The organism is Pseudomonas endophytica (assembly GCF_001411475.1).
In the GTDB taxonomy this organism is placed as follows: domain Bacteria; phylum Pseudomonadota; class Gammaproteobacteria; order Pseudomonadales; family Pseudomonadaceae; genus Aquipseudomonas; species Aquipseudomonas endophytica.
In genome coordinates, this window is record NZ_LLWH01000112.1 from 66,616 (window position 1) to 82,421 (window position 15,806).

Annotated in this window: 11 protein-coding genes; 1 reads left to right on the forward strand and 10 read right to left on the reverse strand. The window is 53.1% G+C overall.

The genetic code is table 11. The features are described from left to right. Nucleotides 1-20 precede the first annotated feature (20 nt). The 4 genes from AQS70_RS08700 to gnd all read right to left on the reverse strand — a co-directional run bounded on the left by AQS70_RS08700 (nucleotide 21) and on the right by gnd (nucleotide 4,274). Nucleotides 21-833 carry a crotonase/enoyl-CoA hydratase family protein gene (locus tag AQS70_RS08700; protein WP_055102410.1) on the reverse strand — a complete coding sequence of 271 codons (813 nt, stop codon included), beginning with the start codon at nucleotides 831-833 and terminating at the stop codon, nucleotides 21-23. Nucleotides 834-955: 122 nt separating this feature from the next. Continuing rightward, nucleotides 956-1,777: a Cof-type HAD-IIB family hydrolase gene (locus AQS70_RS08705; RefSeq protein WP_055102411.1), complete on the reverse strand. Its 822-nt coding sequence runs from the start codon at nucleotides 1,775-1,777 to the stop codon at nucleotides 956-958. Continuing rightward, on the reverse strand, nucleotides 1,774-3,297 hold the full coding sequence (zwf, locus tag AQS70_RS08710) for a glucose-6-phosphate dehydrogenase (RefSeq protein WP_055102412.1): 1,524 nt from the start codon (nucleotides 3,295-3,297) through the stop codon (nucleotides 1,774-1,776). The genes AQS70_RS08705 and zwf overlap by 4 nt, the downstream gene beginning before the upstream one ends. Next, nucleotides 3,294-4,274, reverse strand: a complete 981-nt coding sequence (gene gnd / locus AQS70_RS08715; RefSeq protein WP_055102413.1) for a phosphogluconate dehydrogenase (NAD(+)-dependent, decarboxylating) — start codon at nucleotides 4,272-4,274, stop codon at nucleotides 3,294-3,296. Before gnd ends, zwf begins: the two co-directional genes overlap by 4 nt. Nucleotides 4,275-4,626: 352 nt before the next feature. On the opposite strand from gnd, the gene AQS70_RS08720 reads away from it, so the two are divergent. After that, nucleotides 4,627-6,369: a phosphoethanolamine transferase CptA gene (locus AQS70_RS08720; protein ID WP_055102414.1), complete on the forward strand. Its 1,743-nt coding sequence runs from the start codon at nucleotides 4,627-4,629 to the stop codon at nucleotides 6,367-6,369. A gap of 62 nt (nucleotides 6,370-6,431) precedes the next feature. Here the strand turns inward: AQS70_RS08720 and AQS70_RS08725 are convergent, their stop codons facing one another. The 6 genes from AQS70_RS08725 to AQS70_RS08750 form a co-directional block, all read right to left on the reverse strand. After that, entirely contained in the window at nucleotides 6,432-6,917 is a 486-nt protein-coding gene (locus tag AQS70_RS08725) for a GNAT family N-acetyltransferase (RefSeq protein ID WP_055102415.1), read from the reverse strand. 82 nt (nucleotides 6,918-6,999) lie between these two features. Further along, nucleotides 7,000-7,329, reverse strand: coding sequence for an ANTAR domain-containing protein (locus tag AQS70_RS08730; RefSeq protein ID WP_055102416.1), 330 nt, complete (start codon nucleotides 7,327-7,329; stop codon nucleotides 7,000-7,002). A gap of 109 nt (nucleotides 7,330-7,438) precedes the next feature. Continuing rightward, nucleotides 7,439-10,708, reverse strand: a complete 3,270-nt coding sequence (locus tag AQS70_RS08735) for a transporter substrate-binding domain-containing protein (protein WP_055102417.1) — start codon at nucleotides 10,706-10,708, stop codon at nucleotides 7,439-7,441. Continuing rightward, a complete protein-coding gene (locus AQS70_RS08740; RefSeq protein ID WP_055102486.1) occupies nucleotides 10,709-11,335 on the reverse strand; it encodes a response regulator transcription factor in 627 nt (208 codons plus the stop codon). A gap of 367 nt (nucleotides 11,336-11,702) precedes the next feature. Beyond that, complete coding sequence (gene mgtA, locus AQS70_RS08745) at nucleotides 11,703-14,465, reverse strand: magnesium-translocating P-type ATPase (RefSeq protein ID WP_055102418.1); 2,763 nt, start codon at nucleotides 14,463-14,465, stop codon at nucleotides 11,703-11,705. Between the two features lie 667 nt (nucleotides 14,466-15,132). Next, nucleotides 15,133-15,612 (reverse strand): sigma-70 family RNA polymerase sigma factor, encoded by a 480-nt coding sequence (locus tag AQS70_RS08750; protein WP_055102487.1) that lies wholly within the window; start codon nucleotides 15,610-15,612, stop codon nucleotides 15,133-15,135. Nucleotides 15,613-15,806: the final 194 nt, after the last annotated feature.

Here is a 15,806-nt window from a genome sequence, read left to right on the forward strand (position 1 = left end):
GGTGCGACGCGGCGAGCGCGTCAATCCTGAAATTCAGGCTTTTGTTTGCTCATATGCGCAGCCATCGCCAAACGCAAGTCGGTGGATTGCAACATGGCCGCGTTCCAAGTGGCAACATATTCAAGGCCATCATCGACACGGTGATCGCGCATATAACTGATCATCTGCTTGGTACCGCCCACCGCTATCGGCGATTTACTGGCGATGTCTTGAGCAATACTCATCACCCCCTGCAGCAAACGTTCATGGTCACTGTAGACGCGGTTGACCAAGCCAATGTTGCGCGCTTCCTCGGCGGCGACCATGCGCCCTGTAAAGGCTAGCTCGCGAAGCATTCCGTCACCAATAATGCGCGGTAAACGTTGTAAGGTGCCGACATCAGCCGCCATGCCCATGTCAATTTCTTTGATCGAAAACTGCGCGTCTTCAGCCGCATAACGCATATCGCAGGCGGCGATTAAATCAATAGCGCCGCCTAGGCAATACCCTTGAATAGCCGCCAAGACGGGCTTTCGACACTGGTCGACGGCGTTAAAAGAAGCCTGCATTTGTAAAATTTTGCGCCGAAGCAGACGAGCGTTGCGCCCGACATCCTTACCCAATTCGTTAGCTACCGAAGCCAGCAGCATCAGATCAATACCCGCAGAGAAGTGCTTACCTGCGCCACTGATCACCACTACACGGACGGCATCGGTTTCATCAACCCACTGGAAAATCTCGACGATTTCAGTCCAGAACGCCGCATTCATTGCATTAACCTTCTCAGGTCGATTAATGATCACGTGTGCAATATTGTCGTTTAACTCAACCTTAAAAGCCTGGTAGTCGGACATAACCTGAATCCTTTATTGGGCGCTGCCGCCGGTCAATGAGCGGCCGACTATAACAAGCACCGCCCGCAAAAAAAGACCGTGATTACGCCAAAAATCGGACAAAGTGACACCTGAAACAGCTACTAACGTTTCAGGACAAATCGTTCAAGTGCCTGCGCCACACCCTCTTCATCATTAGCGCTCGTCACGTAGTCGGCCTGACGGCGAATCTCTCCATCTGCTTGGCCCATGGCGACCGATATGCCTGCACGTTTGAACATGGCAGGGTCGTTGCCTCCATCACCGATCACCAAGGTGTTAGCCAGCGGCACCTCTAAAAGACCGGACAACGTCACCAAGGCATCGCCTTTGTTCGCCTGCAGGGCCGTCACATCCAGATAAAAAGCCTGCGAGCGACTGGCAATCGCCTGATCGCCCAATGCGCCTTGTAACTGATGCTCAAGTTCAATCAACAGAGAAGCATTGCCACTGGCAGCTACAATTTTTTCAACACGCTGGCTATACGCCTCGAAATCTGTCACGACCAGCGGATCAAACCCTAACGCCGCATGCTCTCGAGGCACCATGGGCCCAAGGGGATCGCGCAATATCCACTGATCGTCGGCAAATACCCACACTTCAACTTCAGGTTGCGCCAGCAGTATCTGCAACGTCATTTTCACTGCTTCATAGGGCAATGGATACGATTGCAAGTAGCTGCCATCGGCATGGACCAGCACCCCGCCGTTAAAGGCTGCGCTCGGTAGCTCTATACCCAGCTGTTTGATCTGATCGCGCATGGCTTTAGGCGGTCGGCCAGAGGCCAAGGTGAAATACACCCCCATCGCCTGCAATGCCTTAACCGCCGCCAACGTCCGTGAACTGATGCTGTGATCTGGCATCAACAAGGTGCCGTCCATATCGCACAGCACCAGTTGAATCGGCTCTTGGGTCATCTCGCTCATCCTATGTTGAGCCACACACGGCCATCCCGAGCCAACAGATCTTTGGCAGCCTGCGGCCCATCTTCGCCCGCTTTATAGAGATGAACATCGGTATTTTCTTGCCACGCATCCAGAAAAGGCTGTACTCCGCGCCAGCCATTCTCAATGTTATCGGCACGCTGAAACAACGTTTGATCGCCCGTCAGGCAGTCATAAATCAGTGTCTCGTAGCCTGTAGAGGGCTGGACTTCGAAGAAATCTTTGTAGGCAAAACCCAACTCAATATTGGCCATATTCAAACCCGGCCCTGGGCGTTTGGCTTGCAAGTCAAACCACATGCCTTCGTTGGGTTGGATGCGGATACGTAAATAGTTAGGCTTCAAGCGCTCAACTTCGGTGTCGCGGAACTGCGCGTACGGCGCAGGCTTAAAGCAAATTGCAATTTCAGTGTCACGTGCGCTCATGCGTTTGCCGGTGCGTAGGTAAAACGGCACACCCACCCAGCGCCAGTTATCGATCATCACTTTGAGTGCGACAAACGTCTCGGTCGTGCTATCAGCGGCCACGTTGTTTTCTTCGCGATAACCAGGCACAGGCTTACCACCCGATTCACCCGCCGTGTATTGACCGCGAACCGAGTTTTTGCGTGCGTCTTCAGGCGACCATGGGCGAATCGCCCCAACCACTTTAGCTTTTTCGCCACGCACCGCATCTGCTCCAAACGCAGCGGGCGGCTCCATCGCGACCATCGCCAACAGTTGAAACAGATGATTGGGCAGCATGTCGCGCAAAGCGCCGGTGTTTTCGTAAAAACTGCCACGGGTCTCGACCCCCACTGTTTCAGCGGCCGTGATCTGCACATGATCAATGTAATGGTTGTTCCAAAAGGACTCGAAAAGCCCATTGGAAAAACGACTGACCAAAATGTTCTGGACGGTTTCTTTGCCCAAATAATGGTCAATTCGATAAATCTGCTTCTCGCTCATCACACTCAACAGGCAAGCATTAAGCGCTTGCGCGGTGTCGACATCCGAGCCAAAAGGTTTTTCAATCACTACCCGGCGAAAGGCATCCGGGGTTTCTTTAAGCAGCCCGCTGGCCCCCAGCCGCTGCACTACCTCGCTGAAAAAACGCGGGGCCGTGGCCAGATAGAACACCGCATTACCTGTGCTATTGGCCAAGATCTTCTGCTCCAGCGCCTCATAGGTACTGTCTTCGAGAAAATCGCCTTGCACATAACTGATGTTCTTCGCCAAGCGGGCCCATAAGTCGGCACTCAAGCCCTGACCATCAGGATGTTGGACCTTGCTGGCGGCCTCAGTACGAATGAAGTCCTCCAGTTTTTTAGCAAAGCCCTCATCGCTGATCGCATTGTGGTCAACCCCCACAATGCGTAAGCCGTCGTCCAGCAAACCGTCCCGAGTCAAGTTGTACAGCGCAGGCATGAGCAAGCGCTTTACCAAATCACCATGGGCCCCAAACAAAAACAGCGTCGTTGGAGGCGCAGGTTTAACGTTCGACTTGCTGGACAGTTGGGTCATTTTTTAGGCGTCTCCACGTGGCCGCCGAAACCAAAGCGCATAGCCGACAACAATTTGTCGCCATACAGGCTTTGCTGGCGTGAGCTGTAACGGGCAAACAAGGCATTTGACAGAACAGGCACCGGTGTTGACTGCTCCATGGCGGCCTCAATGGTCCAACGGCCTTCACCGCTGTCTGCCACGGCCCCCGAATAACCGTCCAGCGGCGCATCAACGGCCAAGGCATCGGCGGTCAGGTCCAACAGCCAAGACGACACGACGCTGCCACGTCGCCATACTTCAGCGATATCGCCCAAGTTCAGGTCGAAGCGTTGCTCTTCAGGCAGGTTTTCGCCGCCCTTCATTTTCATCAGGTTGAAACCTTCGGCATAAGCCTGCATCAGGCCGTACTCAATGCCGTTGTGCACCATTTTGACGAAATGCCCTGCACCCGCTGGGCCGGCGTGGATGTAACCGTGCTCAGCGCGAGCATCGTCAGACACACGATCTTTAGTGCGAGGGATATCACCCAATCCTGGCGCCAAAGCGGCGAACAAAGGATCCAGATGTTTAACCACTGCCGTGTCACCGCCGATCATCATGCAGTAACCGCGCTCCAGCCCCCATACACCGCCCGAAGTGCCGACATCGACATAGCGAATGCCTTTTTCAGCCAGCGCTTTAGAACGACGAATATCATCTTTATAAAACGTGTTGCCGCCATCAATGATGATGTCATCGGCATCGAGTAATTGGCTCAGGGTTTCTATGGTGTCCTCGGTCGGCGCACCAGACGGCAGCATGACCCATACAGCGCGGGGCTTGGCCAAGCCAGCCACCAGCGCGGGTAAGTCAGCAACGCCGGTAGCGCCGTCTTGTTCAAGGGCACTGACGAAGTCGGTATTGCGGTCAAAAACCACGGTTGTATGCCCATTGAGCATCAGACGCCGTGCGATATTCCCGCCCATACGGCCCAATCCAATAATTCCCAACTGCATGTACTGTTGCTCCCAACGGCAAATAAATAGGTGTACAGCACCTTAGTTCAACGAGGCTTAAGATGCTCGGCTAAGGATTAGTCCTATCGCATGGCGCATAGTTTCGCACAAGCGGGGTGACAGATTCCCGATTGAATACGCACAGTGGACGGATGACGAGTAAGCCCCTAAAAGTCTGCGTTCACGCCTGAAACCACCTTCAGCCCTTCTAGCTCGCATCTCGAACAAAGTTTTCACATCACTTTCGTGACAATTAATCACTTTGCGGCTGTTTTCTTTACAGACAGCTCTCACGTGTTGTGTCGGCAATGACGGCATTAACCATTCAAGTTGTTAGCGGTTGGAGTGCTTTATGGGGTTGTTTAAGCGCAGTCATGCATCTGCGAGTGGATTCGATTGGGCCGGTTTGGGCTGGCTGTTTCTATTCTTCTGGTACTTTTCCGGCATCACTCAGTTATTGATACTTCTGACGGGCACCTCCGGCTTTTCAGGTTTCCGTCAAGCGTTCGTGATGAGCGCCGTCTGGCTGGCGCCGATGTTGATGTTCCCGGCTCGCACCCGAATATTGGCCGCGGTCATTGGCGTGGTGCTATGGGCCTGCTCAATGGCCAGCTTGGGCTATTTCTTTATCTATCAGCAAGAGTTCTCGCAAAGCGTCATCTTCATCATGTTCGAGTCGAACACCTCTGAAGCTGGCGAATACATGACTCAATACTTCGCTTGGTGGATGGTGCTGGCCTTCTTGGCCCACACCGCCTTCGCGGTGTTTCTATGGACGCGTCTGCGCCCGGTATACCTGCCTCGCGCTCAAGCGTGGCTCGCAGCAGCGGCAGTTTTACTCGCCGTGGTGGGCTACCCGCTGATCAAACAAACCCTTAAACATGACACGTTCGCCTCAGCCTTTGAGAGCTTTGAAAGCCGAGTCGAACCCGCGGTGCCGTGGCAGATGGTGGTTGCGTATCGTCGCTATCTACAGCAGTTGGACAGCATGCAAGGCATGCTCGCTAGCGCCAGCAAAATCCCGCCTCTGACTCACCTTAAAGATCAAGAAGCCGGCAAACCCACCACGCTGGTGCTGGTCATTGGTGAATCCACCAACCGGCAACGCATGAGCCTGTATGGCTACCCGCGTGAAACCACGCCTAACTTGGACAAAATGCGCGATCAACTGGCGATCTTTGACAATGTCATCACGCCGCGTCCTTACACCATCGAAGCCTTGCAGCAAGTGTTGACGTTTGCTGACGAAGATAACCCCGACTTGTACCTCAGCACTCCGTCATTGGTCAGTGTGATGAAGCAAGCGGGATACAAAACCTTCTGGGTCACCAACCAGCAGACCATGACAAAACGCAACACCATGCTCACCACCTTCTCTGAGCAAGCTGATCAACAGGTCTATCTCAACAACAACCGCAACCAAAATGCCCGCCAATACGACGGAGATGTCTTAGCGCCGTTTAATAAAATTCTGGCCGACAGCGCACCGCGCAAACTGATCGTCATTCACCTGCTCGGCACGCACATGAGTTACCAGTACCGTTATCCGCCCACCTTCAACAAATTCACCGACCGTACCGGTGCTCCTGCTGGGTTGAGCGACGACCAAGTGCCCACCTACAACAGCTATGACAATGCAGTGCTGTACAACGACTTCGTGGTGTCGAGCCTGATTAAAGACTTCGCTAAAACCGACCCGAATGGCTTTCTGCTGTATTTGTCCGACCACGGTGAGGACGTGTTCGACTCAGTCGGCCACGACACATTAGGGCGCAATGAATCCAAACCAACTGCGCCGATGTACACCATTCCATTTATGGTGTGGGCCTCACCCAAGTGGCGCGCAGACCACGCTTGGAACTTCGCTAGCGACTTAAGCCGCCCCTACAGCAGCTCACAGTTCATCCACACCTGGGCAGACTTGGCCGGGCTAAGCGCAAAAGAGTTGGATGACAAAAAAAGCCTAGTAAGCGACGCATTTGTGGCGCGTGCGCAACTGATTGGTAACCCGTACACACGTGCGCAAAAAGCCTTGATCGACTTCAGCTTGATCAAGCCCAAACCGCCTAAGCAACAAACTGCACTTAATCTGTGAACACACAAAGGGGCGCAACCGGCGCCCCTTTGTTTCTGTCTGCACGGCCGTTTGCGTGGCTGTTAGAGCGATTTTTTCCAAAACAACATGCGTCCGTGATTCGGGTCCAACTGCCCATCGCTAAACCCAAACTTGCGGTAAGAGCCTTGGGCAACAGGGTTGCCCTCAAGCACTTCGAGGGTGATTTTGCAGCAACCGCGTTCGCGGGCAATGTCTTCAACCTTATCCAACATTTTTTGGCTTAACCCCAAACCGCGATAGGTATCAACCACCGAGACGTCATGGACGTTAACCAGCGGCTTACCCGCAAATGTAGAGAAGCCTTCAAAACAGTTCACCAAGCCTGCGGCGTGTCCATCCACAAAAGCCAGCACACTAAACGCATGGGGACGCTTGGCCAATTCGCCAGGCAATTGCTCCAGCACCTCAACAGGCAGCGCCACCCCGCCACCCATTGGGTCTTGGGCGTAGTGGTTCAACACATCTCTGAGTGCTTGAGCGTGCACCGGGTCTGTATAACTTGCTTGTACGATTAACACTTGCGACATTGCACATCTTCCATAAGGGCGGGTGTTGTTGACCTAGCCTCAAACCTTAGCGTGCTGGCAGTGGCGCAAACAAGTACTCAAATCAAATGCGCTCTGGCGGGTCAATGTTCTTCATTATTGCCACTAAGTGAGCGATCAACGCATCCGCATCCTGATAAATGCGGATATGACAAAACTGCGCGTTTTCCCGATGGTAGTGCGCTGGATCGACACCCGCGCCACCGGCCATTTTCTGACTAATCAACAGTAAGTCGAAAACACCGGCCTTTGCATCACGCAACCCTTTCAATGCATCGTTGCCGCGCAAAGGGGCCACGCGGAAGTATCCCGCTTGATTGAGCGCTCTTTCTATTTTTAACGCCTGGTCGTTATCCGAGTCGGCGATGAGTATTCGTAAAGATTTATTTGGCATGATGGTGCCCGTCGTCTGGTTTTATTGTGCTTAAACGCTTAGCAAAACAGCCCGTCGTAACGACAAATCGCGCGATTGTGTACACCTCATAAAATAATTTTTCTACAAATTAAAACGAGTGCTCTTCCTTCAGATAGACCATAAGCGCCTCACCAAAGTGCTCCATCTCCGAATGCAGTGCATCAACACAGGCCGTGATTAACGGCGGATCTGCCCGTACGCATGCGGCTTCAAGTTGCTCACAACAGCGCACTAACGCTTTAGCGTTGACCAGTGCAACCCCACCTTTAATCTTATGTGCCAGTGCTGCCAACCCTTCAACATCGTCACTCACAAACAGCTGAATCAAGCGCACAAGGTCTTGACTGTTACTCGCGGCTAAATCAGTGAGCAGTTGCTGCACCTGTAGGTCATCGCACTGCGCCAATTGTTTGAGGTAGGCCAGATCAATGTCATCGCGCTTATCTGAAACAGGCTCGGCACAAGCCATGTGTGATGACCCTGACGTCCCGGCGGCTAGACAAACGTTTAAGTCCTGCAAGCTGATTGGCTTAAACAGACACTGATCCATACCGGCTTGTAGGCAGCGCTCAACTTCTTCGGGCTGCGCATTGGCCGTTAAACCGACGACATGACACGGTTCAAGCGCTCGTTCAGCCTCGTCGCGACGGATAGCGCGGACCAAGTCATAGCCATTCATAACGGGCATGTTGCAATCGGTAATGACCACCTCAAACCTACCTGCGCGCCATGCAGCAAACCCTTGGGCGCCATTTTCGGCATCTTGAACGCGGTGCCCCAGATAACTCAACTGCTGGGCAAGCAACAGCCGGTTGGCCGGGTAATCATCCACCACTAACACGCTCAGCGAACGCGGCAGAGCCAAACTGTCAGCCTCGACAACCGGCTGCCCAGCGTCAGTTGTACAGCTTGGCTGGTTGAGCGTTATTTCAACCCGCGTTCCCTTTGACAACTGACTGCTCAAATGAATCGTGCCGCCCATCATTTCGCACAGCGTGCGACAAATCACCAACCCAAGCCCTGAACCGCTGCGCGCCGACTGGCTGTTATTGCTGGCCTGAACAAACGGACTAAAAAGCCGACGCTGATCCTGCTCGCTAATCCCAACACCCGTGTCCTCAACGATGATGCCAATCTGCACCTGCGCCCCATCAGCATCGGGCTGCACGGATAACGTCAACCGCACCTCGCCCTGATCGGTGAACTTGATGGCATTACTCATTACATTGGAAATAATTTGTTTGAAGCGCATAGGGTCGATCAGGACGTCGACAATCGCTGCCGACGCAGATTTTTCATAAACCAAGCTCAGATGTTTATGCCGCGCCAAGCCATCAAACATGCGCATGACCGACGTCACCAAGCCCTCAACATTAGCGGGCTTAGGGCTTAATGACAGATGCCCGGACTCAATGCGTGCGATGTCTAGAATGTCGCCAATTAAATCCAGCAACTCGCGTGCAGCACTGGACGCCACCTCAATTGCCAAGCGATCCATTACACCCTGATCGGCTTTTTTCATCGCCAACTCAAGCATCCCGATCACCGCATTCATAGGCGTGCGGATTTCATGACTCATGGTCGCTAAAAATGTCGTTTTGGCGCGGTTCGCTTCGTCTGCACGTTGTTTGGCCATTTGCAGTTGCTCTAACAATTGCTGGCGCTTGGCTATAGATCTGCGCAAGTAGGCAATCCACCCCAGCGCTACCAACAGCAGGGCCGCCGCAATAGCAAAGCCTTGGAGAATCGCCGCCCGATTACGCAACCAGTAACTGTCACCTTCACGCGAATCATCGCGCCAACGGCTGGTCAGCACGCTCATGTCCTCAGGGGTAATGCTGCGTAACGCCTTGTCCAGAATTGAATTGAGCTCGGGTTCATCATGGGCAGTGGCAAAACCAATCTGCGCCGGCTGAGTACCGATCGTACTGGTGATGTGCAACTGCTCACTAAAACGTTGCGAAATCATATAGCTCGCACTAATCAGCGCATTGATGGCGCCATCCGCTTTACCTTCAACCACCCACTTCATGGCCTCGGCGGCATTGTCTGCTTCAAGCAACTGAATACGCGGATAGTGTTGCGACACAAACGCTCGAAGTACATTACCGCGCACCAGCACCAAACGCTTATCAGCCATCTCATCCAAGGTACGAGGGCCTTCAGGAAGGGAGCGCGTGACCAGCACAAAAGGGGTCGTCAGATAAGGCCGGGTAAACAGTAACTGCGACGCTCGATCAGTACTGGGGGTAAAGGCGCCGATGACGTCGGCTTTGCCGTTGCTCACCAGCCCAATCAGGTCCTGCACCGAGTTGCCTTTAACTGCCTCAAACTCGATACCGGTACGGGCGCTAATCGCAAACAGGACATCAGCGCTCACGCCTTTAAATACGCCTTGATCGTCAATAAAGGACAGTGGTCGGTATTGATCATTGATTGCCACCCGTAGGCGCGGATGCTCAGCCAACCAACGCTGCTCATTAGGCGTCAGGCTCAGGCGTGAATGGCTACCCACTTGCGCACCTTCTGAGCTCCAGCGACGCAAAATCGTGATCTTCTCACTGGCCGGTATCACCGCCAGGGCGGTATTGATAATACTCAGCAACCGGGGGTTGCCCCGCTGCAGCGCAAACGAAAAAGGCCTTACTTCAATGCGCGAGAAATCAGCCAACTGCACGTTGTTGAGATAGTTTTTGTTGATGAGGTAGTTGGCGCTGATGAAATCACCGAGGTACGCATCAGCCTGACCAAACGCAACAGCGCCAATAGCACTCAATGTCGAGGGATACAACTGCAGAACCGCTTTGGGATAAAACGCCTTGACGTTTTGTGGCGGTAAATAGTGATCGAGCATGGCCAAGCGTTTGCCTGCCAGATCGGCTGGCAACGCCTGTTGGTCACCCCTGCGGGTCACCAGCGTCGGCGAATCGTCGGCATAAGCTTGGCTCAACACTAAATCGCGATCTTGCGCTTCAAACCCATTGGCGCTACTTAGCAGGTCTAATTCGCCACGCTTAAGTGCGTCTATCGCCAGCGCCCTTGAGGCATAGCGCTTAACGTCAACATTAACCTGCAATAACTCGGACAACAGCTGCACGTAGTCTGCCGTCAGACCTTCAAAGTCCTGATCGTTACCCGTCATATCAAAAGGCGCGTAATCAGGTGCTGAAATACCCAAGCGCAAGGTGCCGTGCTGTTTAAGCCATTGCCAGTCTGAGACCTCAAGCTTCACGCTATAGGCTTCAACATTTGAACGCCCCAGCAATTGCAACGGCTGCACCGTCGGTTGTGCAACGGCGCAGGGCAAACTCAGCATCAGCAGCATGATTAAAAGCCCCTGACGCACAAGGACATTCATTTAAATCAAGCCATTACGTTTAGCAAAATCCGCTAAATACACAACCGATTTAATATTGAGCTTTTCAATTAGACGCGACTTATAAGTGCTAATGGTTTTGTCACTCAGGATCATGTCCTGTGCAATCTGTTTGTTACTCGCGCCTCGGGCAAGTTGCTGCAAAATACTCAATTCGCGTGAAGATAAACGTTCAATCAACTCAAGGTCAGACAACGTTGCATCGCTGTGACGAACCGAACTGATCGCCAGATTCGGGAAGAACGTATAACCGTCCATGATGTTTTTGACCGCTCTAATCAACTCACTGAGCTCCTGATCTTTAGTCACGTACCCTGCCGCTCCTGCTTTCATGCAACGCATTGAGTACAGCAACGATGATTGAGATGTGAGGATCAAAATGCGGCACTTCAACCCACACGCCCTAATCCGTTTGATCACTTCCAAGCCATCAAGGCCAGGCATGGTGATGTCCAGAATAATGAGATCCACCGCGTGCTGACGTGCCAAGTGCACCGTATCAGTTCCATTCATCGCCTCTGCCACGACGTTAAACCCTTGGTTCTCCAAGAGCATTCGTACAGCCGCACGGATTAAGGAATGATCATCAGCAATTAAGACGCTATACATCTGCCCCCCTGCCAGCACGGTCATAAGCGGAAGTCACGCCAGAACAAACTATCTTTTTGGATAGATTTGCGCGTAAAAATCTCACCTTTGACGTTTCAATGAATGACAGAAGAAGTATAGGAGATTTCCTACAAAACCCCTTTGCATCCTCACCGTAATTTAAACGCACCATACCGATACCCGATTGAAATCCAGCCGCGGATGATCGCTATTCAGTTATCACTTACGAGAAGGGAATTTGATACTTGCCTTGTAGGGAATTTCCCAAGGGGATGAATAACATCCCCTTAGGCATTGTCTCGTCGCACCTTCAGGCTCAAAAGCCTGAAGCCCAATGGCGAGCCGAACCTGAGCCACTGCGCAGGCTTTACTGCCAGCCAAATTTGCGGATGTAGAAGCCCTTAACCGCTTGGGTTAGCCCCATGTAGGCCAGCAAGATGATCGGTAAGAACACGAAGTACAGCGGTGGCAGTGCCTCCAACTTGAAGTAACTGGCTAATGGCCCCATTGGCAGGAAAATACCGATGGCCATGATCACCCCCGTCATCACGATCAGCGGCATCGCCGCACGGCTTTGTAAGAACGGAATTTTCGGTGTGCGGATCATGTGCACGATCAAGGTTTGTGTCAGCAGCCCGACCACAAACCAGCCCGACTGGAACAGGGTTTGATGCTCAGGGGTATTAGCGTTGAACACGTACCACATTAAGCCAAAGGTCAGTACGTCAAATATCGAACTGATTGGCCCAAAAAACAGCATGAAACGCCCGACTTCCCCCGGCTGCCAACGTTGTGGCTTTTTCAGCATCTCGTCATCGACGTTATCAAATGGAATCGCGATTTGAGACACGTCGTACAGCAAGTTCTGCACCAGCAGGTGCATCGGCAACATCGGTAAAAACGGGATAAATGCACTGGCAATCAACACTGAGAACACGTTGCCGAAGTTCGAACTGGCGGTCATTTTGATGTACTTGAGCATGTTGGCGAAGGTGCGACGGCCTTCCAGCACGCCCTCCTCTAGCACCATCAGGCTTTTTTCCAACAGGATGATGTCTGCCGCTTCCTTGGCGATATCCACCGCACTGTCTACCGAAATCCCGATATCAGCCGTGCGTAACGCTGGGGCGTCGTTGATGCCGTCCCCCATAAAACCCACCACATGGCCATTAGCCTTGAGCAAACGCACGATGCGTTCCTTATGGGTGGGGGTCAGCTTGGCAAAAACGTTAGTGGTTTCGACGGCGGCTGCCAGCTCGGCATCGTTCATGCGCTCGATGTCATTGCCCATTAGCAAGCCTTGCTGCTCTAGGCCCACTTCTCGGCAAATTTTGGCGGTCACTAACTCGTTGTCACCCGTCAGCACTTTGACCGCCACACCGTGCTCGGCTAACGCTTTGAGTGCGGGCGCAGTGCTCTCTTTTGGCGGATCCAAAAACGCGACATAACCAATCAGCGTTAGCGCTTGCTCATCCGCCAAGCTGTAAGTATCACGGCCCGCAGGCATCGGGCGCGCAGCCACCGCCACTACCCGCAAACCCTCCTCGTTGAACGCCGCAGTCACCTGACGAATACGTGCCAGTAGATCGTCATTCAGGGCGTGTTCCGAATCACCGTGACGAACGTTCTTACATACCGATAGGACTTCTTCGACCGCGCCTTTGCAAATCAGTACGTGGGGCTGATCTTGCTCGGCCACCACTACCGACATTCGGCGGCGGGTGAAATCGAATGGAATCTCGTCCACTTTGTTGAAGGCCGTGGCCACATTCAATTCACGATGCACGTCAACATGCTCCAACACCGCGACGTCCAACAGATTTTTCAGACCGGTCTGGTAATAGCTGTTTAAGTAAGCCATTTCCAACACATCATCAGACTCCTCACCCCACACATCCACATGCCGAGCTAGGAAAATTTTGTCTTGGGTCAAGGTGCCGGTTTTGTCAGTACACAGTACATCCATCGCGCCAAAGTTCTGGATCGCGTCCAAGCGTTTAACGATGACTTTTTTGCGCGATAGAAACACCGCGCCCTTGGCCAGCGTCGAGGTCACGATCATCGGCAGCATTTCTGGCGTCAACCCTACCGCCACTGATAAGGCAAACAGCAATGCTTCGGTCCAGTCACCTTTGGTAAAACCATTGATGAACAGCACCAGCGGCGCCATCACCAACATAAAACGGATCAACAACCAGCTGACTTTGTTAACCCCAGTCTGAAACGAGGTTGGGCCGCGATCAGTCGCCCCGACACGCTGCGCCAGAGCGCCAAAGTAGGTGTTATTACCGGTTTTCAGCACCACCGCCGTGGCGGCGCCAGACACCACGTTGGTGCCCATGAACAGAATATTCTCTAGCTCCAGCGGGTTGAGAGTTTGGTTGTCAGAGTGATGCGCAAACTTCTCCACTGGCATCGACTCACCCGTCATAGCCGCTTGGCTGACGAATAAGTCCTTGGCGCTCAACACCCGGCAATCTGCGGGGATCATGTCCCCTGCCGACAACACAATCAGGTCACCTGGCACCAAGTGTTTAATCGGCAACTCAATGCGTTGCGCACCTTTTATGTGCTGCGCTGCGCCATAGAACTTGCCGAACATCGGCGATGCTTCTGCGCTGAAATCACGCCGCAGCACCGTGGCGGTATTACTTACCATGGCCTTGAGCGCATCGGCCGCTTTATTTGACCGGGCTTCTTGCCAAAAACGCAGCAAGGTCGATAGCACCACCATGGTGCTGATCACGACTGCCGCCTGGATGTCATCAGTAGCCAGCGAGACGCCAGCGAGCAAGGTCAGCAGCAAATTGAACGGATTTTTGTAGCAATGCCACAGATGCACCCAACGACTGAGGGGCTGTTCGTGCTCAATCTCATTGAGCCCATGTTGCTGACGCAGTGCTTCGACTTCGGCCTCGCTGAGCCCGTCAGTGTGGGTGCCGAGCGTGTCGATCAACGCCGCGCTGTCGCTATTGGCGCAGGTCACCAACGTGTGCGCCAACGTGGGAGGGACTTCGCGGCTGACTGTCGTGTTGGTCAGGCTATCGAGCACGACCAAACGGCGAAAGTGCCGACCAATATGGCGAGTGCGCAGAAAACCTGCGAAAAATTCTTTCAGAGTGAGTTTCATGGTGCTACCCCTGCGACGCCCACGTAGTCACTCTGTTGAGAGTGCCTACGCAGGCGATCTAAATCTCGAGTCATCATTCATTTTTTAAGTCTCGGGAGGCGGACCTGATGCCCGCCGTCAATAATTGGCGCCAAGGCTATCTGGCAAAGCGGGTCGGTGCAGGCGACGGCGAATCGGCATTAAACAGAGTTTCATGAGGCTTTCCCTAACGGTCAACGAAGCCCTGAGCGCGTGACAGCCAAGCACATGGCCCGTGCCAACAGGCGCGCGCGCACGACGTTTCGCGAGCAACACCGCAAGGCGTCGGTCATACACGTTTTAGTGTCAATTGAGAGGACTTCGACGCGGGGTATGCTAACCCTCGCTTAAGATGCCGCTACTCGCTGATCAGCAAGTAACAGCAGGGGAATCTGCGTATTAGCTTGCCGAGAATGTGCCGACATTTAGAGTCGGCTGACACCTGTCACTCGAACTGTCACTCACTTAGGACCTGCGTAGTTGTTGAAAACGCCGGCAGCTTACGCCCGGCATTTAGGAGAGTAAACCGTAGGAAAGCTTCTGCTATATGAATCAGATTTCCCTTCAGCAAGAGTTCAGTTTGGGGGCCATCTACGACTGATTAGGCGCTGTTCTGCAGATGGCTACGAATCGAATTGAGAAAATCAACTCAAGACTTTTCCCACTGGCGAATCCGAATCCGACAATGCTTCATGGCATTAACGATGTGTTTTTCAACCACACTGCGCGAAACCCCGAGACGCTCGGCAATTTCATTGTGGGACAAGCCTTCAAGCTTACGCAGCAAGAAGCTGTCACGGCACGCGGCTGGTAACTCGGACAGTGCCTGCTGAATCAGCGCCAGACGCTGCTCATGGTCCATTAACAAGTGCGGCGAGGGGCTGAAAAAACGCTCTTCGTTGTCCAGCACCTCCAGCGGCTCAGACTGCCGCAAAGCGTTGCGTCGATGGCCGTCGATCACCAAATTGAGCGCTGTGCGATACAGAAACGCCCGGGGTTGCTCAATCGGCTCATGACTGGTGCGCTCTAACACCCGCACGTAAGCGTCATGCACCACATCTTCAGCCGCTTGAGCGCTGCCCAACCTGGCACTCAAAAAACTCACCAGTTCGCGATAGTAGTTTTCCAACATGACTCCCGGCCGCAACAGCAGCGGCAACATTCCATGAGCGCAGCCACAGGCCGAATGAGTTAGCGACAGGATGATGGCACTTATACCGACGCAATTTATAGTAATTCTCATATAGATTTAAAGCCCATTGCAGCTGCAACACTGAAATATTCAGTCACAACCGGGCAAATAAACGCCTAAATATCTAGCTA

Coding starts and splice junctions, on each gene's coding strand:
- zwf (WP_055102412.1), bottom strand. CDS start 3,297: ATGACCCAACTGTCCAGCAAGTCGAACGTTAAACCTGCGCCTCCAACG.
- AQS70_RS08725 (WP_055102415.1), bottom strand. CDS start 6,917: ATGTCGCAAGTGTTAATCGTACAAGCAAGTTATACAGACCCGGTGCAC.
- AQS70_RS08740 (WP_055102486.1), bottom strand. CDS start 11,335: ATGTATAGCGTCTTAATTGCTGATGATCATTCCTTAATCCGTGCGGCT.
- AQS70_RS08700 (WP_055102410.1), bottom strand. CDS start 833: ATGTCCGACTACCAGGCTTTTAAGGTTGAGTTAAACGACAATATTGCA.
- AQS70_RS08720 (WP_055102414.1), top strand. CDS start 4,627: ATGGGGTTGTTTAAGCGCAGTCATGCATCTGCGAGTGGATTCGATTGG.
- gnd (WP_055102413.1), bottom strand. CDS start 4,274: ATGCAGTTGGGAATTATTGGATTGGGCCGTATGGGCGGGAATATCGCA.
- AQS70_RS08705 (WP_055102411.1), bottom strand. CDS start 1,777: ATGAGCGAGATGACCCAAGAGCCGATTCAACTGGTGCTGTGCGATATG.
- AQS70_RS08735 (WP_055102417.1), bottom strand. CDS start 10,708: ATGAATGTCCTTGTGCGTCAGGGGCTTTTAATCATGCTGCTGATGCTG.
- AQS70_RS08730 (WP_055102416.1), bottom strand. CDS start 7,329: ATGCCAAATAAATCTTTACGAATACTCATCGCCGACTCGGATAACGAC.
- mgtA (WP_055102418.1), bottom strand. CDS start 14,465: ATGAAACTCACTCTGAAAGAATTTTTCGCAGGTTTTCTGCGCACTCGC.